Source organism: Salinisphaera sp. Q1T1-3, assembly GCF_003602005.1.
In the GTDB taxonomy this organism is placed as follows: Bacteria; Pseudomonadota; Gammaproteobacteria; order Nevskiales; family Salinisphaeraceae; genus Salinisphaera.
In genome coordinates, this window is record NZ_QZWD01000011.1 from 93,035 (window position 1) to 119,159 (window position 26,125).

General features: G+C 63.0%; 18 protein-coding genes. 6 read left to right on the forward strand and 12 right to left on the reverse strand.

Going from position 1 to position 26,125, the window contains the following annotated elements:
* Positions 1 to 451 precede the first annotated feature (451 nt).
* Both D3260_RS11570 and D3260_RS11575 read right to left on the reverse strand, forming a co-directional pair.
* On the reverse strand, positions 452 to 4,324 hold the full coding sequence (locus tag D3260_RS11570; RefSeq protein ID WP_120098756.1) for a translocation/assembly module TamB domain-containing protein: 3,873 nt from the start codon (positions 4,322 to 4,324) through the stop codon (positions 452 to 454).
* A complete protein-coding gene (locus D3260_RS11575) occupies positions 4,321 to 6,165 on the reverse strand; it encodes an autotransporter assembly complex family protein (RefSeq protein WP_147418183.1) in 1,845 nt (614 codons plus the stop codon). The genes D3260_RS11570 and D3260_RS11575 overlap by 4 nt, the downstream gene beginning before the upstream one ends.
* A 185-nt stretch (positions 6,166 to 6,350) precedes the next feature.
* On the opposite strand from D3260_RS11575, the gene D3260_RS11580 reads away from it, so the two are divergent.
* A complete protein-coding gene (locus D3260_RS11580) occupies positions 6,351 to 7,475 on the forward strand; it encodes an FAD-dependent oxidoreductase (protein WP_120098758.1) in 1,125 nt (374 codons plus the stop codon).
* A gap of 143 nt (positions 7,476 to 7,618) precedes the next feature.
* On the opposite strand, the gene D3260_RS11585 is transcribed toward D3260_RS11580, so the two are convergent.
* From D3260_RS11585 to glnA, 6 genes are all read right to left on the reverse strand, one after another.
* Positions 7,619 to 9,562, reverse strand: a complete 1,944-nt coding sequence (locus D3260_RS11585) for a S9 family peptidase (RefSeq protein ID WP_120098759.1) — start codon at positions 9,560 to 9,562, stop codon at positions 7,619 to 7,621.
* Positions 9,559 to 10,335, reverse strand: a complete 777-nt coding sequence (locus D3260_RS11590) for an NRDE family protein (RefSeq protein ID WP_120098760.1) — start codon at positions 10,333 to 10,335, stop codon at positions 9,559 to 9,561. The genes D3260_RS11585 and D3260_RS11590 overlap by 4 nt, the downstream gene beginning before the upstream one ends.
* An 83-nt stretch (positions 10,336 to 10,418) precedes the next feature.
* Positions 10,419 to 11,897: a nitrogen regulation protein NR(I) gene (ntrC, locus tag D3260_RS11595; protein ID WP_120098761.1), complete on the reverse strand. Its 1,479-nt coding sequence runs from the start codon at positions 11,895 to 11,897 to the stop codon at positions 10,419 to 10,421.
* Positions 11,890 to 12,966 (reverse strand): nitrogen regulation protein NR(II), encoded by a 1,077-nt coding sequence (glnL, locus tag D3260_RS11600; protein ID WP_120098762.1) that lies wholly within the window; start codon positions 12,964 to 12,966, stop codon positions 11,890 to 11,892. Before glnL ends, ntrC begins: the two co-directional genes overlap by 8 nt.
* Positions 12,967 to 13,032: 66 nt before the next feature.
* A complete protein-coding gene (locus D3260_RS11605) occupies positions 13,033 to 13,644 on the reverse strand; it encodes a DUF4124 domain-containing protein (protein ID WP_158583514.1) in 612 nt (203 codons plus the stop codon).
* A 99-nt stretch (positions 13,645 to 13,743) separates the two neighbouring features.
* Entirely contained in the window at positions 13,744 to 15,153 is a 1,410-nt protein-coding gene (gene glnA / locus D3260_RS11610) for a glutamate--ammonia ligase (protein ID WP_120098795.1), read from the reverse strand.
* A gap of 261 nt (positions 15,154 to 15,414) precedes the next feature.
* Between glnA and glyQ the strand changes: the two genes are divergently transcribed.
* Genes glyQ through gmhB form a run of 3 tightly spaced genes read left to right on the forward strand, consistent with a single transcriptional unit; the run spans position 15,415 to position 18,952 of the window.
* On the forward strand, positions 15,415 to 16,317 hold the full coding sequence (gene glyQ, locus D3260_RS11615; protein WP_120098764.1) for a glycine--tRNA ligase subunit alpha: 903 nt from the start codon (positions 15,415 to 15,417) through the stop codon (positions 16,315 to 16,317).
* Positions 16,314 to 18,395 carry a glycine--tRNA ligase subunit beta gene (gene glyS, locus D3260_RS11620; protein ID WP_120098765.1) on the forward strand — a complete coding sequence of 694 codons (2,082 nt, stop codon included), beginning with the start codon at positions 16,314 to 16,316 and terminating at the stop codon, positions 18,393 to 18,395. The genes glyQ and glyS overlap by 4 nt, the downstream gene beginning before the upstream one ends.
* Positions 18,392 to 18,952: a D-glycero-beta-D-manno-heptose 1,7-bisphosphate 7-phosphatase gene (gmhB, locus tag D3260_RS11625; protein WP_120098766.1), complete on the forward strand. Its 561-nt coding sequence runs from the start codon at positions 18,392 to 18,394 to the stop codon at positions 18,950 to 18,952. Before glyS ends, gmhB begins: the two co-directional genes overlap by 4 nt.
* 27 nt (positions 18,953 to 18,979) lie before the next feature.
* Here the strand turns inward: gmhB and gyrB are convergent, their stop codons facing one another.
* The 4 genes from gyrB to dnaA all read right to left on the reverse strand — a co-directional run bounded on the left by gyrB (position 18,980) and on the right by dnaA (position 25,407).
* Positions 18,980 to 21,400, reverse strand: coding sequence for a DNA topoisomerase (ATP-hydrolyzing) subunit B (gyrB, locus tag D3260_RS11630; RefSeq protein WP_120098767.1), 2,421 nt, complete (start codon positions 21,398 to 21,400; stop codon positions 18,980 to 18,982).
* A gap of 243 nt (positions 21,401 to 21,643) precedes the next feature.
* A complete protein-coding gene (gene recF / locus D3260_RS11635; protein WP_120098768.1) occupies positions 21,644 to 22,717 on the reverse strand; it encodes a DNA replication/repair protein RecF in 1,074 nt (357 codons plus the stop codon).
* 17 nt (positions 22,718 to 22,734) lie between these two features.
* Positions 22,735 to 23,835, reverse strand: a complete 1,101-nt coding sequence (gene dnaN / locus D3260_RS11640) for a DNA polymerase III subunit beta (protein WP_120098769.1) — start codon at positions 23,833 to 23,835, stop codon at positions 22,735 to 22,737.
* Between the two features lie 255 nt (positions 23,836 to 24,090).
* Positions 24,091 to 25,407, reverse strand: coding sequence for a chromosomal replication initiator protein DnaA (gene dnaA / locus D3260_RS11645; protein ID WP_199671481.1), 1,317 nt, complete (start codon positions 25,405 to 25,407; stop codon positions 24,091 to 24,093).
* A gap of 175 nt (positions 25,408 to 25,582) precedes the next feature.
* Here dnaA and rpmH point away from each other — a divergent pair, with 175 nt between their 5' ends.
* Both rpmH and rnpA read left to right on the forward strand, forming a co-directional pair.
* A complete protein-coding gene (gene rpmH, locus D3260_RS11650) occupies positions 25,583 to 25,717 on the forward strand; it encodes a 50S ribosomal protein L34 (protein ID WP_037337617.1) in 135 nt (44 codons plus the stop codon).
* 8 nt (positions 25,718 to 25,725) lie between these two features.
* On the forward strand, positions 25,726 to 26,097 hold the full coding sequence (gene rnpA / locus D3260_RS11655) for a ribonuclease P protein component (RefSeq protein ID WP_120098771.1): 372 nt from the start codon (positions 25,726 to 25,728) through the stop codon (positions 26,095 to 26,097).
* Positions 26,098 to 26,125: the final 28 nt, after the last annotated feature.

Genomic DNA, 26,125 nt, shown 5'->3' on the forward strand with positions numbered 1-26,125 from the left:
TGTCCCTTCGGGTTGGGCCGCCCATGAAAAATCGACGATGGGCGCCCGGCGGCGTTGCGAGCCTTGATCGTGGTGCGCCGCGCCGGCGCCCAATTTTTTTGCAAGACAAGGCATCGGGCGCGTACCGCAGTCATTCTGCCGTCGCGAACGACAACGCCGGATTGCGCAAAAATGACCGCCGTCCCGTCGGGTTGCGCCCCAAAACCGGCCAGGCAAGGCGCATGGCCGGTTTTGGGGCGGCCACGCGGTCACGGGCGACGTGTTATTAATCCGGCACCAAAACAGCCGACGACGTCAGCTGTTTTCAACGCCATCGAAAGAAACACCGGCACTTGTCCGTCTTTTTATTTTCAATGGCTTCACGGCCGTTGGCCGTGGCGCGCGTGCTGCCGGACACGCGCGTTATCAATCCGAAAAATCATCTATTTTTAGGCCGGGTTAATAACAGGCCCTAGTGATCGAACGACCAGATGACATCGCCGCCGGTGGCCTGACCACTCGACGAGGTCTCGAGCGACCAGTGCGAGGACAGCGTATAGCGCATCGACACGGTCGAGACCTGATCGAACAGGCCGAGCCCGTAGCTGACATAGAGCCGCGGCGAGAGATACTTGCCAACCGTGAGCGCGGTCTCGTCCGAGGATTGCCCGGCACCGGCCCCCAGCCCGACGTTGACGCCCAGCTTGTCGCCGATGTTCTGCAACACCTTGTTGCCTCGCGATGAGCCGAGCGCCAGCGCCGCCCGGGCGACCAGCGAGGACTGCTGGCCTGTCGTATCGTCCAGCGGCCGACCGAGCAGCAACCAGGACAACTGTTCCGACTGTGTCATCGACGGGTCCGAAAACAGCTCCAGCTGCGGCTGCGATAGACTGCCGCGCACGTGGACGCCGACGGTGACGTCGTCGTTGGGATAACGGGCTGCCTTGATGTCCAGCCCCGGCTGGCTCACCGGCCCGCCCGCGAACAGGATCTTGCCGGTCTGGATGTCCAGGTTCTGGCCGTAGGCCTGATAGGACCCATTCTTGACGTTGATAGCCCCGGTGCCGGTCGGTGTCGCATCGCCCGGCTGCTGAACCACGCGCAGATTGCCGTCCAGATCCGCCTTGAGGCCGAAGGCGTCGATGTGGACCTTCTTGCCGAGAATGACATTGACGTTGGCATCGATCGCCCGGGCCACTGCCGCCGATTTCGAATCTTCCTCGGTGACGATGACCTGATCGGAGGACACCGTGGTCACGCCCGATTCCGGCAGATTCTTCGGCGTGACCGAGGCCTCGGGGATCGTGACGCTGCCCGACACCGCGACTTTGCTGGGTGTCACGGCCACTTTGAGGTCGGGGCTGACGTAGGCTGTCACGTCGGGGATGTTGGCGACCTGGAACCGATTGCCGGTGATCGCCAATTCGACGTTCTGGCCGCTGTCATCGAGCGCGATCTGGCCGTTCGCGTTGAGCGTGCCGCCGCCGGATTTCGCTGCCGCGGTCAGGCCGATCGCATCGCCCTGCCCCTGTGCGGCCAGGCTGACGTCGGTCAGCGTGAGCCCGGGCGAAACCAGCACGATCTTCGAGGCTGTGAGTGCGGTGTTGCCGAGCACGTTGGGCTTGGCCAGCGTGCCGGACAGGCGCAGGTCACCGGCCAGCTTGCCGTCGAACGTATCGACTTCCGGCGACAGCTTGGCGATGAAACCGAGCGTGTCGAGACCGATGTGCACCTGGCCGTCCAGGCCGTGCGAAGTCATCGCCCCCGATCCGGCGGCCACCGACACCTGACCGCGGATACCATCGCTGCCGGCTAGAGGCAGATCGAGGCTGGCATCCAGCCCGTTGTTGGCCATCTGTGCCCGTATGGAGCCGGGCTGCATGTCCAGGATCTGGACCGTCTCGCCGGTGGCATTGGTCATCGCCACCCGACCGGCAGTCGTCTGCAGATCGGCTTTCAGACGCGGCGCGCCGCCCGTCGGCACCCGGGCATCGACCGTGCCCGAGACCGCACCGGAGACGGCCAGTCCTTCGGGGAAATACGGCTTGGCGTAGTTGTAGTCGAAGTCCTTGAGATCGACATGGGCCACACTGGCCTTGGCGTCATGGCTGCCATCGATGCACAGACGGGCGCTGCCGGATGCCAGACAGGCGTCCTTGATCGACTGGGCCTTGGCCGAGACACGGCCGCTGGCCGGGCTGGCCAGCGTCCAGGGCGCCAGATCGCCGTAGCCCGCGGTCAGGCGTTGCAGCGTGAAGCGTTCCTCGTAGGTGTTCTTGTTCAATGCGCCGGTCAAGGCAAGATCCGCCTTGGCGATATCGCTGTCCAGATCGAGCGACAGATTGTGCCGGCCCGGCGTGCCGTCCAGATCGAGCGTGACCTTGCGAATCGTCTGCCCGCCGGACTCGATGCCGTTGGCCACCAGGCTGACCTGCGAGCGCCGCTGCCCGGACCAGTCCACATCGGCATCGAGGTCGGCCGAGGCCAGTTGGGTGCCGAAGGCCGCGACGTTGTCGGCCTTGAGTGTCGCCTTGGCGATCGGGGCCTTGACGCGCCCGCTCACCCGGCCTTCGGTGTTCAGCTCTCCGGCCAGTCCCGGCATGATCGTCGACAGGTCGGAGGAATGAACCGACCAGCGGCCGTCGAGCTTGGCATCGGGTGTCCAGCCGTAAGTCCCCGTCACATCGGCCGTGGCCGCGCCGGAGACGAGATGCATCGTGTCGATGACGACATGATCGCCGAGATACTGGGCCTTGGCCTTCAGATCCAGCGGCTGGCGACGCAGGCTGCCGTGCGCGGTCAGCTGTTTCAGATTGGCATGAATGGCACCGTCGTCGGTCTGGGTCGCCGTGACATCGGCCACCATGTTGAACTTGCTGGGCACATCGGCCACGACGGCGCCCAGATCGACCTGCTCACCGGACAGATGAGCGTCGACATCCAGCGACGGCGACCAGCGCGTTTTGGCATGCCCGGTGATGTGTCCCGGCCCGCCGGAAATATCGAGCGATTTCAGATCGAAGGCCTTGGTACTGCCCGAGCCGCTGGCCGCGAGTTTGCCGGCCGTCTGGCCAACGACCTGCCAACCCAGCTTTGTATCCAGGCGATAGTCGTCGAGCGTGCCGTCGAGCTTGATGGTGCCGTCGGGCGATTTGTACTGTGGCGTATTGGTCAACGGCCAGGCCAGATTCTGCCAATCGACGGTCAGATTCATGGCGTTGCCCTCGGCCAACGCGACCTGGCCGTTGGCCACGAGCTGACCGTTGGTTGCCGGCACGCCGATCTTGAGCTGATCGATGGCCACGCTCTCGGGCGTGTAGTGCAGTCCGCCGTCCAGACGCGCCTTGCCGTAATCGGCGCTGTCGACATCGGCCGACAGATTCAAGGCGAGATCATTGACCGGCCCCTGGGCCGTGACGTCGGCCGAGGCCGTGAGTCTCGGCAGGCTCTCGGCGATCCGCGGGGTCTGCAGATCATTGATGTGCAAGCCGACATCCACGGCCGCCGACTTCAATGCATTGGTGACCTGCCCCTGCAACGCGATGTTGTAGGGCGCGCCCACGTTGGCATCGAGTTTGAGATCGGCCAGATCGCCACTGACGTTCGCCGTGGCATCGATCGGGGCATAGCCGTCCAGCCGCAGCGTGGCCTTGGCGTGCAAATTGGTCGCATAACCGCTGTTCGGCGTCAGCCCGGCGTGGGCATCGAGATCGAACATCGGCCCGTGGCCGGTCAGCGACTTGATCTGCCAGCGGGCGTTGTCCAGTGTCGCACCGACCAGGGCCAGCCGGTCCACGCGCAGCGGCTCGGCATCGGGCGCGGTGATCGCCTTCACGTTGCTGATCGACAACCGATCAAGGACAACCGTGACCGGCAGATCGATCTGTTCCGGCATGGAGAACGGCTGGCTCTCGGTTTCGGGCGCCTCGGGGGCGGTGCCGGTCACCGTGTAATCGACGTTGTTCACGTCCAGATGCTGGATATGCACGGTGCGATGCCAGATCGCCGAGAAATCCATGTCGAAATCGATCGAGCCGACCGATGCAGTCATCGTGTCGGTCCGGTACGACACGCCGTCGACGTGCAACGGCCCGATCAGGCGTCCGTCCACGTTGTCGATATGCAGCGTATCCGGCAGAAAGCGGTTGGCCTGATGCCAGGCGAAGGCGGTGCCCGAGCGGGTACCGGCTACCCAACCGACCAGCCCGATGATTACCACGAGCAGCACGAGCAGGACAATCAGCACCCATTTCGCAATACGCCAGAGGGTTCGGCCCCAGCCGCGACGCGGGGGCGGTGCCTTCGGCGGCTGTTCGGGGGTGTCAGGCGATGCGTTGTCGCTCACAGATCCGGTCCCAGGCTGAAATGCACGGCGACGGCGCTGCCGGAATCATCCAGCGGATGGGCAATATCCAGGCGCACCATGCCGACCGGCGAGCCATAGCGAAACCCCAGACCGACGCCTTTCTTGAAGGCGATATCGCTGATCGAATTGGCTACGTCGCCCGCGTCGAAGAAGGCGGCCATGCCGAATTTCTTGTAGAAGAACCAGTCGCCTTCGATACTGCCGGTGGCCAGATATCGTCCGCCGATGTCCTCGTTATCGCCGTTGGTCGGCGAAATCGATTGATAGGAGTAGCCGCGCACGCTCTGGGCGCCGCCCGCGAAGAATCGCTGGCTGGGCGGGACCTTGCCGAAGTCATCGGTGCCGATCGCCCCGATCTCGGCCCGGGTGACCAGGCGTGTCGTGGCGGTCAGGGGTATCACGGCGTGGCCGTTCAGATCGCCCGAGATCATGTTGGTCGACGAGCCCAGCACGTCCGATGCGCCGTGCACGTCGAACGAGAAGGAAAACCCCTTGCGGGTGAACAACAGATCGTCGGCCTTGCGGGCCGTGATGTTGTAGCCGGGATACAGCAGGTTGCTCTGCTGATCTCCATCACCGAGATCGTAGTATTCGCGCTGGAATTTCAGATAGGCCCGTTGGCGCCCGAGGGACCAGCCGGTATCCCGCACCGCACCGACGCCGTAGAGCGTCGAGGTGATGTCGCCGAATTCCTGATTGTTGATGCTCGCCGTGAACGAGAGCTTGTCCTGGGCGACGTTCTCGATCGGGATATCGTAGGCGGCCTGGAGCGAGCGCTGGATCTGCGAGACCCGCGCATTGAGCCGGAACTGATGCCCGTAGCGATTCAGGTGACGAAACTTCACGCCGGCCCCGACGCGCGGTCCCGTATCCGTGCCGTAACCGGCCGAGAACTTGTAGCTCTGGCCCTTGCTCGGCTTGGCCGTGACGGTCACCGGTATCCGCAGCTGGCCCACCGATTCCAGAGGGTCCTGCGGCGGATACAACAGATCGTAGAACCAGCCGTCGACATCGGTCGTCCGCTTGGCCTGGGCCCGCTCGGCACTGATCTCGATCTGGTTGTAATACTCCGAGTCCGACAGCGCCAGCTGCATATCGATGAGTTTCTGCGCGTTGTACGGCTGACCGGCGTCGAACGGCACGAATCGCTGGACGAACGAATCCGCCAGCAGATCCTGGTCGAAGGTCACCGGGCCGAAGTAATAGCGCTCGCCTGTCTGCAGGACCAGATCGATCTCGGCAGTGTTGTCGCGTGGGTCCACGCGAATCGCGGACTGGCTGAATTTCGCGTCCAGATAGCCGGCGTTGTAGACCGCGTTGTACATCGCACTCTTGGTGGCGGTGTAGCGCGCCTGGCGCAAGCGCTGGCCCTTTTTCAGCTCGGTTCCGCGCATGGCCTGCACCAGTCCCTGAACGCCGTCACCCGGCCCTTCGGCAGCGATATGCAGCGTGGTGATCTGAGTGGCTGGCCCGTGCTTGACGCGGAAGGCTGCCTGCCAGGTCTTGCCATCCCCTGTCGGTGCGCTCAGGTCGCTTTTGATCTCGGGGTTGTAGTAACCATAGGGCTCGAGCGCCTGCTTGATCTCTTTCGGTGCGAGCCGATAGAGCGTCTGGATGTGCTGGCCGCTCCAGTCATCCTCATGCTTGGCCGCCACCGACAACGCCTTGCGCGCATTACTCTTCAATGGATTATCGATGCCCTCGATCTGGACCGAGACATCGTCGGCGACGGCACTGGCTGAATACACCCCGCCGGCCATCGACAGCCCCAACAGAATCAGCCATCGACGCCGCATTGCCCGCTGGCCATGAATAATCAAGATGACGACATCCCCGATCGAGACCTCAGCATAACGGTGGCGCCGATTGACAGCACGTCGGTTGGAAAGCGTTCACCCCTGAACCTGCCCCAATCTTATCCGAGCCGTGTTTCCGGCACTGTTCTTCAAGATACAAGTGTATGTCTATCATGAGTTATCGGACGAACACGAATGAACAGCGCTGAATGAGTCCCCATGTGCCGATCCGTCTGATTCTGGTTGGCGGCGGCCATGCCCACGTGGGCGTGTTGCGCCGCCTCGCGGGCAGGTCCGGCGATCGTTGCCAGATCGAGGTCGTCACGCCGGATGCCGAGCTCGTGTATTCCGGCATGCTGCCGGGCTGGATCGCCGGCCACTACGCTCGCGCGCAGACCACGCTGTCCATCGAAGCGCGCACACGGCGACTCGGCGCGTTTCGATACCCGGATACGATGGTTGCACTGGATCCGGATGCGCGGACGCTGACGCTGTCTTCCGGTCGGACACTGACCTACGACATGCTGTCGCTGGATACTGGCGGCGCCCCCGTCGATACGACGATCGATGCCCTCGATCGGACCGTGGTCCCCGCCAAGCCCGTCGACACACTGATGTCGAGTCTGGCCCGTTTTGAACGACGACACCGCGATGCCGCCAATCCGTGCCGTGTTGCCGTGGTCGGCGGCGGTGTCGGCGGCGTCGAATTGATGCTGTCGCTGGTCCATCGCTGGGCGCTTTGGCCGACGCCGCCCGCCTTTCGACTCGTCACCGGCACGTCGGGGCTGTTGCCGGATGTCGCCGTCTCGGCGCGGCAACGGCTTCGCCGGGCCCTGCAGCACGCCGGCGTGATCCTCGACGAGGGGGCACGCATGACCGCCCGACCACCGGGTCAACTGGTTCTGGACGACGGCCGCGACCGTGCAGCCGACCTGGTCGTGGCCGCGACCGGCGCTCGGGCACCCGACTGGGCGCGGGCCAGTGGCCTGGCCGTGGACGCGCGTGGTTTCATCGCCGTGGACTGGACACTGCAGTCGATTTCGCATCCGGGTGTGTTCGCTGCCGGCGATCTCGCGGCACTACCGGCACCGCGACCCAAATCCGGGGTGTTCGCCGTGCGCGAGGCCCCTGTCCTGGCCGACAATCTGGTGCGTGCGACACAGGGCCAGCCGCTGCGTGTGTTTTCGGCCCAGCGTCGTAGTCTGGCGCTCGTCTCGCTGGGCGACCGGCGAGCGATCGCGATTCGCGGACGCTGGAGCCTGCCGGCCTCGCGATACATGTGGCATGTCAAGGATGCGATCGACCGCCGCTTCGTGCGTACTGGTGTTGGATAGCGGTCCCTGAGGCATGTCGTCAGGGGACAGGCGGCCGCATTCATTGCCCCGCCGACGGTCTCAGGCTCGGCACAGCCACCGGGCGTGATTTGCGGCCCAACCCGAAGGGACAAGCGCGGACTCGCACGAAACATCAACAGGCCCTAAGGCACGGCCTCGGTGTCGTCGAAGTTCTCGATCGTCAAGGGTTCGAGATCCTCGACTTCGGCGATGTGCAGCACGCGACTGTAGAAACTGCGCTCGGACTCGATTGCGGTCATGATGTTGTCGGCATCACGAAAGCCGTGCCGCTCGGACTCGAAGGCCACATAGGCCACCGGCACGCCCGAACTACGCAGCGCCTCGACCATCGATCCGGCCTGATCGGGCGGGACGACCTTGTCCTGCAGCCCCTGCAGGAAAAGCACCGGGCAGGACAGTTGCTCGGCGTGATACAGGGGCGAACGCGCCGTCAGTGTGGCCTCGTCGACGCCGATCAAACGATCCAGATAGCGCGACTCGAACTTGTGGGTCGAGGCGAGCAGGCGCTTGAGATCGCCGATGCCGTAGTAGCTCGCGCCGGCAGCGGCCAGATCGGTGAACGTCAGGACCGACAATACGGTATAGCCCCCGGCACTCGAACCCGAAATCAGTACCCGTTCCGGATCGACCCGGCCGGCCTCGGCGAGGTAGGCGGCGCCGCTCTGACAGTCGGCGACGTCTGCCACGCCCCAGGCGCCGACGAGCGCCTGGCGATACGCTCGCCCGTAGCCGGTGCTGCCGCGATAATTGACGTCGAGCATCGCAAACCCGCGCGAGGTCCAGTACTGGATCCGGGCATCGAGCGCCGTGCTCGTCGCGCCCGTCGGCCCGCCGTGGCATTTCAGGATTACCGGCGGCCGTTCATCATCGGCGGCCACATAGCTTTCGCTGACCGGCGGATAGAACAGCCCGTGCGCGGTCGTCCCGTCAGCGCTCGGCCAGCTCACGGATTCGGGGCGCGACAGCGCCGCATCCGCCGGCAGACTGTCGGCGGCCTGCAGGATTTCGCTGCTGCCGTCGGCGTTGATACGACGCACGTGCTTGGCACGCGCCGGATTGGCCGCGACCAGGGCGACCGCCTCGTCGAGCGCCACGATCTGCTCGTAGAAATCGAAATCCTGTCGGAGCGGACGAAAATCGCCATTCTCGCGATCGACCTCACCGATCTGCCAGACCCCGTCCCGCGAGGCCAGCGCAAACAGCCGCCCCTCGCCGGTGAAGGCATAGGTGGACTGGCCGAACACCCATTGCGGCACCGCGAATTCGGCAGTTTCGTGGGTCAGCGCCTGGAACCGGCCGGGGGCCCTCTCGACATGGATGTTCCACCAGTCGTCGACGTCCGCCACGATATGCAGCATGCCGTCCGGTGCAAAGACCGGACCGAAGAGCGATAGCGCCTCGGGCTGCCAGAGCGGTGTCGCCGGTCCGATCTCGCCGTGTTCATCGATATCGGCGGCCCAGAGTTCGGTCCGATCCCAGGGCATGTCCGGATGCTGCCAGGCCAGCCAGACCAACCGGTGCGATCCGGGGGCGAGTCGCGGGCTGGCATAGAAGTCATGACCTTCGGCGATCGTGCTCGTCGAACCGTCCCGATGGACCGCGACCACGCGCGCGACCGGTTCGCTGTGCCCCGTACCGAGATCCTCGGCCACGGCGATCAATCGCCCGAACCGGCTGTCGTATTGCAGATCGGCGTAGCGGACATCGGCATCAACATCGGTGACCGGCGACAGCTCGCCTTCCGTGTCGCGTTGCCAGATCGCCTGATCGGCCGCGTTGACGAACCAGACGAAGCCGCCGTGGGCCGCGATCGCCCCACCGCCATACTCGTGAACCCGGCTGCCCACGGACATCGGCGCCTCGAGCAGCGAGCGGGGTGCGCCGTCTCCATCGACCATGATCGTGGCCCGTCCGGCCTCCTCCGGCCGCGATTCGACCCAGTAGAGCGTATCGCCTGCCGTACCGGCGGTGTCCACGGTCAGATCGGTGAACTTGCGGCCGGCAGCGGCGACGTGTGCCGCAGAGATCGAAGAAGGCCAACTGCCGTAGGGGCGCATGGGTTTCATGTGGAACAGGTCTCGATGAGCCAAGTTTGCTGCACACGGTGCACGGGTTGACCGGTACGATCAAAGCCCTGCTCGGTGAATTCGACGGATCTGTCCGGACGTCGACGAATCACCGTCGCGGCCCGAGTGCCATACTGCGGGCTGCGAATGAAGATCGATGACAGAAACCGCTCGCGTGTCCTGTCGATGCCGGTATCGGGCAATTCGGCTTCCGGTGCCGGCCGGTCATCGTACAACAGGGCCAACAGCGACTCGGGATCGTGTCGATCGGCCTTGAGCGCGTGGTCCATGGCAGCCGTCGCGCGCTCGGTCTTCGGCCAGCGCTGCCCCCAGTGGCCGTTGGATATCGCCCAGATGCCGGACGGCAGACGTCGCGGCGGGGTTTCGTCGCGATTGGAGACGAAATACAGGCCGCGGCGATCCCCGATCAACAGATTGAACGGCGCGTATTCGTTGCCGGACGCTTGAACGCGCGATGCCCAGCTGCCGGCATCGAGGTCGTTGATGAAATAATCCCGGACCAGCCCACCGCGCGATCGACGCCCCATCGGCGCGGCCGTATCACGAACGTTGGTCACGGCCGCGAAACGGCCGTCGTGTCCCGCGCCACACCAGGCGCCGCCGGCCACACAATCCTGTCCGGCGAACAGACCGGGCACGCTCGGCCACCAGTAAGCGGATCGCGCTGGCCGATCATGAAATTCATCCCGGTTGGCGGCCACGATCAGATCGAACTCCGGATCCGTCTGCCAGGCGACGACGATCAGACACATGTCTCTGGCCTCTGGAGCAAAACAGTCCCGACGATAAGCCGTCTCGGCTTGTCGCGCGAGTCCGCCCGACCCGACCGATCAACTCAGTGCTCGGCCGTACTCATCTCCAGCTCCTTGATCTTGCGGGTGAGCGTATTACGCCCCCAACCCAGCAGGCGCGCGGCTTCCTGTCGGTGGCCGCCAGTATGAGCCAGCGCTGCGCGGATCATCACCCGCTCGAGCCGCGGTACGGCCTCATCGAGCAGGTGGTCGGCGCCGGCCGCGAGTCGTGCATCGGCCCAGCCGGAGAGCAGCCGATCCCATTCGCCGGTCGCGCTGGCCGCCACCGGCGTCTGCGCCTCACCGGACATTGTCGATTCGGCCCCGAAACCCATCGCCGACGGTGTATCGCCCTGATCACTGCCCGGTCGCAGCTCGATCGGCAGATCCTCGAGCACCACCTCGCGCCCCGGCGCCATGACGGTGAGCCAGCGACACAGGTTCTCGAGCTCCCGGACGTTGCCGGCCCAGTCGAGCCCGGTCAGATACTGGCGGGCACCACAACCGACGCTCTTGACCTCCATGTCGAGATCGGCCGCGGCCCGGGCGAGAAAGAAATCGAGCAACAGCGGGATGTCCTCGCGCCGCTCGCGCAGCGGCGGCACCCGCAGCCGGATGACGTTCAAGCGGTGGAACAGGTCCTCGCGGAAATGGCCTTTCTTCACTTCCGCTTCGAGGTTCTGGTTCGTTGCCGCCACGATACGAACATCGACCTTGACGGCCTGATGCCCGCCAACGCGATAGAACTGGCCGTCCTGCAGCACGCGCAACAGCCGCGTCTGTAGATCCGCCGGCATATCGCCGATCTCATCGAGAAAGAGCGTCCCGCCGTGGGCCTGCTCGAAACGCCCACGGCGCTGTGTGGCCGCGCCGGTGAACGCGCCCTTCTCATGGCCGAAGAATTCCGACTCCATCAGATCCTTCGGGATCGCGGCGGTATTGACCGCGATGAACGGACGCTGGGCACGCGGCGAATTCTCGTGCAGCGCGTGGGCGACGAGTTCCTTGCCGGTGCCCGACTCGCCGGTGATCAATACCGTGATGTTGGATGCCGAGAGCCGCCCGATCGCCCGGAAGACCTCTTGCATGGCCGGGGCCTCACCAATGATCGTCGAACTGCCCTCGCCCTCCACCGGGCGGGCCGGATCGTCCTCGTCGGCGACCAGGGCCGCACGCTGCACGAGCTCGACGGCCTCGTCGAGATCGAAGGGCTTGGGCAGATACTCGAAGGCCCCGTTGCGATAGGAGGCGACCGCGGAATCCAGATCGGAATGCGCGGTGATGATGATGATCGGCAGATCGGGCTTGATGGCGTGGACGCGCTCGAGCAGATCCAGCCCCGAGATGCCGGGCATGCGGATATCGGTGAGCAGTACATCCGGCATCGATTCGTCCAGCGCGTCGAGCAGTTCGGCCCCGCCCGGGAAACAGGCGACCTCGATACCGGCCGCGCCGAAGGCGCGCTCGAGCACCCAGCGAATCGATTCGTCGTCGTCGACGACCCAGGCGGTCAGATCAGCCATGCGCGGCCTCCATGGGTAGGAACACACTGAATACGGTCTGCCCGGGGCGGCTTTCACACTCGATCAGACCGTCGTGGAGATGGACCAGATACTGCGCGATCGGCAGGCCCATGCCGGAGCCCTCGGCCCGCGAGCTGACCATCGGATGAAAGATGCGCGGCAGCAGGTCCTTGGGAATACCGGGCCCGTTGTCGATCACGTCGACCCGGCTGACCAGCCGATGCTGTATGCCACCGATCGTGAAGAGTCGCTGGGTGCGCGTGCGCAGCAGAATATCGCCCGAGCCGCCGAGTGCCGTGACCGCATTGCCGACCAGATTGAAGAAGATCTGGATGAGCTGTTCCCGGTCGGCCGGGATCTCGGGGATGCTCGGATCGTAATCACGAATCAGGCGCACGTCCGCGGGCAGCTCGGTGGTGATCAGCGCCCGCACGTGCTCCAGCGGCTCGTGAATGTTGATCGGTGTCTTGTCCGGCGGCCGACGCGGGCCGAGCATGTCATCAACGAGATTCTGCAGACGGTCGGCCTCGCGGATGATCACGGCCGTGAATTCGGTCAGGGCCGCATCGCCAATCTCGCGCTCGAGCAGCTGGGCAGCGCCGCGCAGGCCGCCGAGCGGGTTCTTGATCTCGTGCGCCAGGCCGCGAATCATTTCGCGATTGGCCAGGTTCTGAACCCGCATCTGGTCGTCACGCGAAATGCGCAGTTGACGGTCCAGCGACAGGAACTCGAGCAACAGGGCGGCTCGTCCGTCGCGCTGCGTGAACGGCGTGACCGTACAGTCCACGATCAACGCCTCGCCGTCACCGGCCACCAGCTGGAGTTCGCGGTCGGTATAGGCCGCGCCCTCGGTCAGGGCGTGCGTCAGCCGCGATCGATGGTCGGCCAGATAAGGCAACGCCCGATCGAACACTTCCTTCTGGCAGTGGCGAGCCGAGACGCCGAACAGCATTTCACTGGCGGTGTTCAGATAGGTCACGCGCAGGCTGTCGTCGAGGCAGACCACCGCGGTCCTGAGGTTGTCCAGAATATTGTCCGGCGCGACGTCCGGTACATAATCTTCAGTCATGCCCGCCACCTAGCAAGGTTCGAGCCATTGATGGGTACACACATCGGTGACGAACGAGTTCGTGTCTCACCGCATCGTCGATCCCGGATATGACGCTGTCGCTGCATCGCCCGACGGCGACTGATCGGCAGCGGCGACGGTGAAGGTCACGGCATCCTGGCGACCGATCTCCTGCCCGTTCCGAGCCAGCGTCACGGAGAGTTGGTGTCGGCCCGGGGCAAGGTTGTCGATCGCCAGGCGCGTCGCCGTCGGTGGGGCCGCCTCCAGCACGCGTCCGTCCAGGCGATAGACCAGCGTTTCATCCGGGGTCAGCGTCGCATCGTCGCCGATCGCAACCGAGACCACCATGGACCCGGCAGCAGCGTCGATCACCGCATCCGATGACGGCGACACGATACGCGGCGCGTGTGTGGCCTGACTCTGCGACCCCGTGGCCGCCGTTGATGCCTTCGCATCACCGGCGCTGACAGCATGCGGCGTCGTATCCCCCAGCGCCCGTACCTGCAGCCGCATGGGCTCGGCGCCACGCGCACCGGCCCGATCGCTGTAGTGGGTCACGCCCTTGGCATCTGTCCACGTGTAGACGGTGGCAAGCGCCGGCGCGGCTGCGCCCATGAATACGAGCCCGATCAGGCAACGAACCCGAAGACGTGCACGTCGTCGGCGATGAGTCTGCATGGCAACGTCCTCCCTCGCAGCCGGCCGTGGAACGAGTATCCAACAAAAAAGGCGCATCCATGCGGATGCGCCTTTTCGATCATGCGACAGCGTGCCGCTCTAGCAGCTGTAGTACATGTCGAACTCGGCCGGGTGCGTGCTCATCTTCATGCGCAGCACTTCTTCCTGCTTGAGCTCGATGTAGCCGTCGATCAGGTCGTCGGTGAAGACATCGCCCTTCTTCAGGAAGTCGCGATCGTCGGACAGCGACTTCAGCGCTTCTTCCAGCGACTGTGCCACCGTCGGAATCTTCTGCTCTTCCTCGGGCGGCAGATCGTAGAGATCCTTGTCCATGGCTTCGCCCGGATGGATCTTGTTCTGGATGCCGTCGAGGCCGGCCATCATCATCGCGGCGAAGGCGAAGTACGGGTTGGCGGTCGGATCGGGGAAACGCACCTCGATGCGACGGGCCTTCGGGCTGGACACCCACGGAATACGGATCGAGGCCGAGCGGTTACGCGCCGAATAGGCCAGCAGTACCGGCGCCTCGAAGCCCTTGACCAGACGCTTGTAGCTGTTGGTCGAGGCGTTGGTGAACGCGTTGAGCGCCTTGGCGTGCTTGATGATGCCGCCGATGTAGTACAGCGCTTCCTCGGACAGGCCACCGTATTCGTCGCCCGAGAAGATGTTCTTGCCGTCCTTGGACAACGACTGGTGCACGTGCATGCCGGTGCCGTTGTCGCCCACGATCGGCTTGGGCATGAAGGTCGCGGTCTTGCCAAAGGCATGGGCGACGTTCTGGACACAATACTTGTAGGTCAGTGTCTCGTCGGCCTTCTTGACCAGCGTGTTGAACAACATGCCGATTTCGCCCTGACCGGCCGTGCCCACCTCGTGGTGATGCACTTCGACGGTCAGGCCCATCTCTTCCATGGCCAGACACATGGCCGAGCGGATGTCGTGCTGCGAGTCGACCGGCGGCACCGGGACGTAGCCGCCCTTCACGCCCGGCCGATGGCCCATGTTGCCTTCCGGATAGGCCCGCCCGGTATTCCAGACCGCTTCCTCGGAATCGATCTCGAAACCGGCCCCCTTCATCTCGTTGTGCCAGCGCACGGAATCGAAGATGAAGAACTCGGCTTCCGGGCCGAACAGGGCCGTGTCGGCGATGCCGGTGGAGGCCAGATACGCCTCGGCACGCTTGGCCACGGTTCGCGGATCGCGCTCGTAACCCATCATGGTGTTGGGTTCGAGTACATCGCAACGGATGTTGACCGTCGGCTCCTCGAAGAACGGATCGAGCACGGCCGAATCATCGTCCGGCATCATGACCATGTCCGAATCGTTGATGCCCTTCCAGCCGTCGATGGACGAGCCGTCGAACATCTTGCCTTCTTCCATGAACTCTTCATCGACCACGCTGGCGGGCATGGTCATGTGCTGTTCCTTGCCGCGGGCGTCGCAGAAACGGAAATCCACGAACTTGGCTTCGGTCTTCTTGATGAGTTCGAGCGCTTTACTCGCCATGATCACTCCTTGATGGGTTATCGGCGCTGACCGCCTGCCGTATCCCGCAGCCAGTTCAACGGATGCACTATAAAGGCAGGTTCCGTGCCACGTCATCCCGGCGTGACACCGGCCTTGCACCCCGTCAGTGCACTTTTATCAGACAACTGACGCACTAAAATAATTCATCGTCTTTTTTGGTGCGCCGATCTGGTGCGCAGCACGGACACCGATGCAGGCAGTCGGTCCGTTACAATAGGGGTCTGCATCAAAGTGCGCATACCAATGGATTTCCAACAGCTGATCTTCACGCTGCAGCAGTTCTGGGCCGAACGGGGCTGTGTCGTCGTCCAGCCGATCGACATGGCCGTCGGCGCCGGCACCTTTCATACCGCCACGTTCCTGCGTTCGATCGGCCCGGAGCCGTGGCGCGCCGCCTATGTCCAGCCTTCGCGTCGACCAACCGACGGGCGCTATGGCGACAACCCCAACCGCCTCCAGCACTATTATCAGTTCCAGGTGCTATTGAAGCCTTCGCCCAAGGATATCCAGGCGCAATATCTGGCCAGCCTGGAAGCGCTGGGTCTGGACATGTCGATCCACGACGTACGTTTCGTGGAGGACAACTGGGAATCCCCGACGCTCGGCGCCTGGGGGCTGGGCTGGGAGATCTGGCTCAACGGCATGGAGATCTCGCAGTTCACCTATTTCCAGCAGGTCGGCGGGCTGGATTGTCGCCCGGTCTCCGGCGAGATCACCTACGGGCTGGAACGTATCGCCATGTATATCCAGAACGTGGAATCGGTCTACGACCTGGTCTGGTCCGACTCGGCCCAGGGCAAGGTCTACTACGGCGACGTGTTCCATCAGAACGAGGTCGAGCAATCGACCTACAACTTCGAGCATGCACCGGTGGCGGCCCTGTTTCGCCGCTTCGACGAACTGGAAGCCGAATGTCTGTCGCTCGTGGAGACCGGTCTCGCACTGCCGGCCTACGAACGCATGCTGGAGTGCTCGCACAATTTCAATATGCTCGATGCGCGACATGCGATCTCGGTCACCGAGCGTCAGCGCTACATCCTGCGCGTGCGCACGCTGGCGCGCGCCGTCGCCAAGGCCTATTACGACGCCCGCGAGGCGCTGGGCTTTCCCATGCTCGAACAGAACAAGGACGCGAACGCGGCATGACAGCCACTCTGCTTGTCGAAATCGGATTGGAAGAGCTGCCACCGGCAGCCATGCGCCCGCTCGCCGAGACCTTCGCCGAACAGCTGGGCCGCCAGCTGGACGAGGCCGGTCTCGCCCACGGCACGATCGAACCCCTGGCCACGCCGCGGCGACTGGCCGTACGCATGGCCGACGTCGCCGCCCAGGGCCAGTCCGAGACGATCGAAAAACAGGGCCCGACCGTGGCCATTGCCTATGACGAGGCTGGTACACCGACCCAGGCCGGCGAGGGCTTTGCACGCTCGGTCGGAGTCTCGATGGACGATCTCGAGGTCGAGGATTCGGACAAGGGCCAGCGTCTGGTCTATCGCGGTGTCGCCGAAGGCCGGCCGTTGACCGATCTGCTCCAGCCCGCCGTCGATGCGGCACTGCGCAGCCTGCCGATTCCAAAGCGCATGCGCTGGGGGGATTCCGAGGCCGCGTTCGTACGGCCGGTGCACTGGGTCGTGGCCATGCACGGCGACCGGGTGCTGCCGTTGTCGGTGTTCGGCATCACGGCTACGGCCACCACCCGCGGCCATCGTTTCCATCATCCGGACGATATCCCGCTGTCCCAGGCCGACGACTATATCGCGCGATTGCGAGCCCCCGGTCATGTTATCGTCGACATGGTCGAACGCGAGCGCCTGGTGACCGCGGAAGTGCACGCGGCCGCGGCCACGCTCGGCGGCACGGCCCTTGTCTCCCCCGACCTGATCACGGAAGTCACCGCGCTGGTGGAATGGCCGGTCGGCATTGCCGGGCATTTCGACACACGTTATCTGGCGCTGCCGCGCGAGGTGCTGATCGCCACGCTCGAAGGGCATCAGCGCTATTTCCCGGTGGCCGGTGAGACGGGCGCGCTCATTGCCGGGTTCGTGACGGTCGCCAATATCGCCAGTCGTGATCCGGCGCAGGTCGTGGCCGGCAACGAGCGTGTGGTCCACCCGCGGCTGGCCGATGCGCTGTTCTTCTGGAACGCCGATCGCCAGCAATCGCTGGAGGCACGTGTGAACGCCCTGGCGGCGGTGAGTTTCCAGCAGGCACTGGGCAGCCTCGCCGACAAGTCGACCCGCGTGCAGGCCCTGGCCGGCCGCCTGGCCGAGGCGACCGGTGCCGATCCGAAAGTCGTCACGCGTGCCGCCCGGCTTGCCAAGACCGATCTACTGACCGAGATGGTCGACGAGTTCCCCGAGCTGCAGGGCATCATGGGCGGGTATTACGCCACCCACGACAGCGAACCGGCGGCCGTTGCCACGGCCATCGTCGAACAGTACGCCCCCGCGGCCGCCGGCGCCCCGATCCCGGTGTCGCCGGCCGGCCAAGCGTTGGCCATGGCCGATCGTCTGGACACGCTGACGGGCATCTTCGCCATCGACAAGCGCCCCAGCGGCGACAAGGATCCCTTTGGCCTGCGGCGTGCGACGCTCGGCGTTGTCCGGACGCTCATCGAGGGCGATATCCGGCTGGATCTGGCCGCCGCCCTGGGGAGCTCACTGGCTGCGCAGCCCGTCACCCCGCCGGCGGGCACAGCCGAGGCCCTCTGGCAGTTCGTGATGGAACGTCTGCGCGGCTACGGGCTGGAGCGTGGCTTCACGCCGGCCGAGTTCGAGTCGATTGCCGGCCAGGGCGTCACTGATCTGGTGGATTTCGATGCCCGCCTCCATGCTGTGGCGGCCTTTGCGCGGCTGGACGCCGCCCCCATCGTCTGCGGGGCACACAAGCGCATCCGTAATATCCTGCGTCGCAACAGCGACGCCGAAATCGCCGATGCCGTCACCGGCGCCCAGCTGAGCGAATCTGCCGAGATCGCACTACATGAGGCGCTCACCCGGGTTCAGGCAGACATCGAACGCGATGCCCGAGCCAGCGATTATACGGCGGCGCTGTCGGCGCTGGCCTCGCTCGCCGCCCCGCTCGATACGTTCTTCGATGAAGTCATGGTCATGACCGACGATGTGGATCGTCGTGCCAATCGGCTGGCGCTGCTCGCCACGATCGATGCCCTGTGTCGTCGTGTGGCTGACGTTTCCTGCCTGTCGGTGGAGAGCACGCAGTGACGCTATCGACCGTCGTGCTCGATCGAGACGGCGTGATCAACCGGGACAGTGAAGCCTTCATAAAGTCGCCGGCCGAATGGCATGCGATCCCGGGCAGTCTGGAGGCAATCGCGCGGCTGCGGCATGCCGGGCTGCGTGTCATGGTCGCAACGAACCAGTCGGGCCTGGGCCGCGGCCTGTTCGAGTACGACGCGCTGTTGGCGATGCACGAGAAGATGACACGCCAGCTCGCCGATCTCGGCGTCGCGCTCGACGGGGTTTTCTTCTGTCCCCACACGGCCGAAGCCGGCTGCATGTGTCGCAAGCCGGCCACCGGCATGCTGGACGACATCATGAGTCGATGGCATCTGGCGGCAACAGAGTGTGTGATGGTCGGCGACAGCCCCACCGATATCCAGGCCGCACATGCAGCGGGCATGGCCGCGCTCGGCGTGCGTACCGGCAAACCGATCGATACCGATGATCAACGCTGGGCCAGCGTCGCGATGTTCGATGATCTGACCGGTGCGGTCGAACACATCCTGGCCGAACGCGTCCGACACTCGACCGAGGGCTGAACCGAAGCCCGGGGGCGCACTACCCGATCAGATATCCAGGTTGGACACCATCAGCGCGTTGCGTTCGATGAACTCCCGCCGCGGCTCCACGTGGTCACCCATGAGCGTGGTGAATATCTGATCGGCCCCGACGGCATCGTCGATCTTGACCTGCATGAGGCGACGACTCTCCGGATCCATGGTCGTCTCCCACAGCTGCTCCGGATTCATCTCGCCCAGCCCCTTGTAACGCTGGACGTTGAGATTGCGCTTGGCCTGCTCGAGCAGCCAGCGATAAGCCTCATCGAACGTGGCGACCTCGGCCTCGCGCTCGCCACGCGTCACGCGGGCGCCCTCGCCGATAAGCTCCGTCAGCTCGGTGCCCAGGCTCGACATGCGACGGTATTCCGGGCTGGTGAAGAAGTCCTCGTGCCAGACAAAGATATGCGGGATGCCGTGGCTGTAACGCGTGACCTGCAGATGCAGCGGATGCTCGTCGTCGGCCGGCTTGATCTGTACCTCGTAGCGATGACGCGCTTCTTCGCGCGCGTCCAGACGCACCTGCAGCTGCTCGGCCCAGCCGGCCATCCAGTCGGCGTCGGCGAACGACTCCGCGGTCACCGGGGCCAGATAGGTCATCTCCGTGAGTGTCGCCGGATCATAGCGACGCGCCCAGCGGTCGATATCCTCGAGCAGCACCGTATAGCGATGGGCCAGATCGGCCAGGGCATCCTCGGAGATCGGCGGCGTATCGGCCGACACACGGAATTCGGCCTTGTTCAGCGCCAGCCGCAGGAGATAGCTCGACAGTTCCTTGTCGTCCTTGACGTAGTGCTCCTGCTTGCCGGACTTCACCTTGTACAACGGCGGCTGAGCGATATAGACGTAGCCGGCTTCGATCAGCTCGAACATCTGCCGATAGAAGAACGTCAGCAGCAACGTACGGATATGAGAGCCGTCAACGTCCGCATCCGTCATGATGATGATGCGGTGATAGCGCAGCTTGGACGGATCGTACTCATCACGACCGATGCCGCAGCCCAATGCGGTGATCAGTGTGCCGACCTCGGCCGAGGAGAGCATCTTGTCGAAGCGGGCCTTCTCGACGTTCAGAATCTTGCCCTTGAGCGGCAGGATCGCCTGGTTGTGACGGTCCCGCCCCTGCTTGGCCGAGCCACCGGCCGAGTCCCCCTCGACCAGGAACAGTTCGGATTCGGCCGGGTTCTTTTCCTGGCAGTCAGCCAGCTTGCCGGGCAGCCCGGCGATGTCGAGCGCGCCCTTGCGCCGGGTCATGTCGCGTGCGCGCCGTGCCGCATCACGTGCACGCGCTGCGTCGATGACCTTGGAAGCGATCACCTTGGCATCCCGCGGGTTTTCCATCAGGAAGTCATGAAGCCGCTCGCTGACCTGGGATTCCACCGCCGCACGCACTTCCGAGGAGACCAGTTTCTCCTTCGTCTGCGAGGAAAACTTCGGGTCCGGCACCTTGACCGAAATGACCGCCGTGAGACCTTCACGGGCATCGTCACCGGTCGGAGAGGATTTCTCTTTCTTGGCCAGCCCCTCGGCCTCGATGTAGCCGTTCAGACAGCGTGTCAGGGCGCCACGAAAACCGGCCAGGTGGGTTCCCCCATCGCGCTGTGGAATATTGTTCGTATAGCAGAACACGCTTTCCTGATACGAATCATTCCACTGCATCGCGACTTCGACGACGATCTCGTCGCGTTCACCGGTGAAGTAGAAGACGTTCTCGTGGAGCTGGGTCTTGTTCTCGTTGAGATTTTCGACGAAGGCCCGGATACCGCCCTCGTACTCGAAGACGACATCGCGCTCGCTGGCTTCTTCGATCAGGCGAATACGCACACCCGAGTTCAGAAACGACAGCTCCCGCAGCCGCTTCGCGAGGATGTCGTAATTGAAGTCGATGTTCGAAAAGACCTCGTCACTCGGGTGGAAATGGATCGAGGTTCCGGTCAGCGAAGTCTCCGACAACGCGCTGAGCTCGTTCGTGGGCTCCCCCATGCTGTACGTCTGTCGGTAATGGTGGCCGTCACGATGGATATCCAGCTGCAGATAATCGGACAGCGCATTGACGACCGAAACACCCACACCGTGCAGGCCGCCCGATACCTTGTAGGAGTTGGCATCGAACTTACCGCCGGCGTGCAGCACCGTCATGATGACTTCCGCGGCGGGCTTGCCCTCTCCTTCATGCATGTCGACGGGGATACCACGACCGTCGTCGGACACCGTAATACTCTGATCCCGGTGGATCTTGACAACGATTTCCTTGCAATAGCCGGCAAGCGCTTCGTCGATGGCGTTGTCGACGACTTCGAAAACCATGTGATGCAGACCGGTGCCGTCATCGGTATCCCCGATGTACATCCCGGGGCGTTTGCGAACGGCCTCTAGCCCTTTCAGGACCTTGATGCTGCTGGAGTTGTAATCGCCGTTGGATTCCGCCATGCGCCGACCTCGGCTGGTATTACGGGAAATCGTGAATTTTACCACGAAAGACAGTCATCACCCCGTCAATTCGTATCATCGACATATCGAGCATGAGTCGCCGCCCGGACTTACGTCTTCTGACACCGGCCGCCGATACGATATCGCTGCGAAACACCCAGCGTTCGCTACCGTCGTTTGTTGCGCATCATTCAGAGCGGCCACCGGGCGATGGATCGAGACGTGCCGTGGAATGCCTCGCGATCAGGCCGAAACACGCCCCTGTTCCACGTGGAACAACGTCTGATCCTGGAATGCACGTGGAATCAAAGATGGATCAAGAAAAGTCACAAAAGACTGTGCGCCGCAACGAAGTATTTCCTCGGCCAGTGTTTCTCGATATTGCTTCCCCAATTCCGCGGCCATATCGTCGATCAGCAGAATCGGTCTGACATTTTTCAACGTGTAGAGAATATGGGCTTGGGCGAGCAGTAATGCGGCGGTCAGTATCTTCTGTTGACCCCGAGAAACCCAATCCCGCGCGCGAGTGGCGGCAATATTGACGCGGATATCCGCACGATGCGGTCCGTTCTGGGTGATGCGTGCCTTGATATCCTGTTCGAGTGATCCCGCGAGTGCGGCGCCGTAACCGTCGTCACCGCGCCATCCGGGTTGATAATGAAACTCGAGCGCGTCTTCACCGATCAGGGCATTCGTGTTTTCCGGCAACTGTTTCTTGATCAGCTCGAGATATCGTCGTCGACAGGCATCGACGATTTCGCCTTGTCCGACGAGCTCGTTATCCCAGGCGATGACCTCATGTTTCGGCCGGTGAAACCGTAGTGCACGATTTCGTTGTTTTAAAGCACGACGGTAACGCCGCCAGGCGGGGAAGAAGGCATGTTCCACGTGGAACACCCCCCAGTCCAGAAAATGACGGCGATGCTGGGGGCCCTGCTCCAACAGGCGATGAACGTTGGGGTCGATATGTTGGAGCGGAAGTGCGGCAACAAGATCATAACGCCGCGTGGCTGTGAGATTGTCCAGCTTGAACTGTGCGCTCCGGCCGGTGACGTGACAACCGAGGCGAGTCAGCTGTTGCTGACCGTTTTCCTGAGCACGCCCACGAATCGTGAAGGCGTCGGCATTCTCACGGATGGCCTTGGACAATTGATTCTGTCGGAAGGATTGCCCGCGGCCGAGCAGATAAATGCTTTCGAGAACGCTGGTTTTGCCCGATGCGTTATCGCCAACGATGCAATTGATTCGTTCCGATGGTCGGATATTGCATTCGCGAATACACCGGAACGAATCGATATAAAGAGAGTTGAGATGCACCGTCGCGTAGCAGAGGCCTACAACCTCATCGGCATGACGACATAGCGGCTGCTGTCATCACCGATCGCCTGAAGCAGGCCACTGCTGTCCGGGCCTGACAACGACAACGTGAACTCTTCCTGGGTCATTGCGCCCAGCGCATCCAGCAGGTACGTGACGTTGAAGCCGATTTCCATCGGCTGCCCGTCGTAGGACACTTCGATTTCGTCTTCTGCTTCTTCCCGTTCGACGTTTTGTGCCTGCAGTTTGAGGGTGTGTTCCGACAATGACAGTCGCACACCACCGAATTTCTCGTTCGAGAGAATCGCGGTCCGCGACAGGGCTTGCCGAATGGTATCTCTCGGGGCAGTCATCTGGTTTTGTGGATCGTCGGGGATAACCCGTTCGTAATCAGGGAACCGACCGTCGATCAGTTTCGTGGTGAAACTGAGGCCGGGAAGCTGAAGTCGCAGGTGCTTGTTTGATAACCAGACCGTGATCTCTGCTTCGCTGTTACCCAAGAGACGGACAAGTTCGGTAACGGCTTTTCTCGGCACGATGGCCTGGGTTGCCTCGGAAATATCGAGATCGAGGGCCGCTTCGCTCAGGGCAAGGCGATGACCGTCTGTGGCGACGCATCGAATGCGATCACTTCTCAGAGCCAGAAGAAGACCGTTGAGATAGTAGCGCACATCCTGCTGTGCCATGGCGAAGTGTGTCCGGTCCAGCAATTGCTTGAGCATGCTCTCCGGCAACGTGATGGCTTCACCGCTTTCGACTTCGTCGAGATGCGGCCAGTCATTGGCCGAAAGTGTGGCCAGTGTGAAACGAGACCGGCCTGACTGGACACGGGTTTGAGCGCCATCAAGGGTGCACTGGATCTCGGCATCATCGGGTAACCCACGACATATATCGAGCAGTTTGCGTGCGGGTACGGCGATGGCGCCTGGGTTTTCGATCACGGCCGGTGCATGCGTGACCAGTTCGAGTTCGAGATCGGTTGCTGTCAGCGTCAGCTGGTTGTTCTCACTCTTGATGAGGACATTGGACAGAATCGGCATGGTCTGTCGTCTTTCAACGACGCCGATAACGGTCTGGAGCGCCGACAGGATATCTCTGCGCTGAACGGTGAACTGCATGGGCTTTGATCTCCGGGCGGTATCCGTTGTGCTGTCTTAAAGCTCTAAAAGAAAGTTAGTAGTAGTAATAATCACTGTGATGATTTTCTGTGGATATCTCTTTTTCTTTTTCTAAATTAGATATTTACTAACTTACTAACACTGTTTTCAAACCCACTGATTTGTTGTTGCTGACCTGTGGACTGCCTGTGGGTCGATCTTGCCAGTCTGTCGCTTCGTTTCAGTCTGCCGAAGTTATGAACGGTTTATCCACAGTTAGCTGGTGAGAATTCGGCTGAGGTTGACGTAGTCTTCGTCGAAGCGGGTGTCGGTCTCTCGCAGTTCCTTGACCTTTCGGCAGGCGTGAAGAACGGTCGTGTGATCCCGACCGCCGAAGCCTTGGCCGATTTCGGGAAGACTGTGATTGGTCAGTTCTTTGGCCAGTGCCATGGCGAGCTGTCGAGGTCGTGCGATCGTGCGGGTGCGTTTCTTGCCGAGCAGATCCGCCAGACGGATCTTGAAATATTCGGCCACCGTCTTCTGGATGTTCTCCAGGGTGACGAGACGGTCGTAGACTGCGAGCATGTCGTAGAGCGCCTGCTTGGCGAAGTCGACGGTGATGGGCGCGCCGGTGATTTGTGCCGAGGCCTTGAGTCGATGCAGGGCGCCTTCGAGATCACGGACATTCGACCGAACACGCTTGCCGATGAAGAACGCGACTTCCTGTGGCAGTTCAATGCCGTGGAAATCGGCTTTCGACAACAGGATTGCCACCCTCGTCTCGAGCTCGGGGGGTTCCACGGCCACCGATAGCCCCCAGGAGAAACGCGACTTCAGCCGGTCCTCGAGCCCATCTACCTCCTTCGGGAAGCGATCGCACGTGATGACGATTCGCTGGTTGGCTTCGAGCAGCGAGTTGAAGGTGTGGAAGAATTCTTCCTGCGATCGGTCCTTGCCTGCGAAGAACTGGATGTCGTCGATCAGCAGGGCATCGAGCGTGCGGTAATGATCCTTGAATCGGTCCATCCGGTTATGTCGGATGGCGGTGATCATTTCGTTGACGAAATGCTCGGAGCGTACATAGGCGATGCGGGCCCGTGGATTGTTCGTCAACAGCCGGTGGCCGACGCTCTGCATGAGATGGGTCTTGCCCAGGCCAACGCCGCCATAGATCAGCAGCGGGTTATAGGCCATGTTCTCCGGGTCAGCGGCCTGTTCGGCGGCGGCCCGGGCGATCTGGTTCGATTTACCCTGAACGAAGGATTCGAAGGTATAGCGGGCATCCAGGTTGTGCCGCGTCGTATCCGTCAGCGGTGGGCCGTCGTCTTCCTCGGCCGCGGCGTTCTTCTGGGCGCCGCCGCCGACCAGGACCCGGATACGACGCGGTTGTTCGCCGAGTTCCGATAGCGCGTTGGCGATAGGCGCCCGCAATTCACGCTCGACCTGATCCCGAACCACTTCGTTCGGGGCCATCAGATCCAGACCGTCCTCACCAAAGCGGGCTTCGAGAGGCCGCAACCAGAGATTCACGTCCTTTTCCGGGAGCCGTGTCTCGATATGGGTTAGACAGCGCTGCCAGAGGGTGTTGGCCAAATCGATCGCTCCGTGGCGGCAGGTGGGCTTCCGCGAGGCGCGCGGCTGCATAAGTTAACGCACTCACCACAGCTTATCCACAGGAGTATTCAAGGCTTGCGGTCCGTCGACAACGCGACTAGAATCCGCGCTCTTTTACGCACAATGCGTCGTCAACGGCGCAAGAGCAGTCGTCATGAAGCGCACATTCCAGCCCAGCAATCTGCGCCGCAAGCGCACCCACGGTTTTCGTGCCCGCATGGCCACCAAGAATGGTCGTCGCGTGCTGGCCGCTCGTCGTGCCAAGGGCCGCAAGCGTCTGACGCCCTAAGCGTCGTCATGTCGCAGGCGGCGTTTCCACGAGAGGCGCGCCTGCTCAGGCCGCCGCAGTTCAGGGCGGTTTTCGCCCGGGGTGAGAAATTCGTCTGCCCGGGCTTCGTGGTGATCGCCGCGACCAGCGAGAATACCCAGGCCCGGCTCGGGCTGGCACTGGCCAAGCGACGCATCCGTCGCGCCGTTGATCGCAATCGCGTCAAACGAATCGTGCGCGAATCGTTTCGGCGCCACCGGGATGAGATCGGGGGCATCGATGTCGTCGTGCTGGCGCGCAGTCGTACCGATCGGATCGACAATGCCGATCTGTTCGATCAGCTGACACGACTCTGGGGCAGAATCGCGGCATCGCCGGCGTCGACACGCTCCGAACCGTAGTGTGAGCGGCGCGTCACCTCGCGAACCG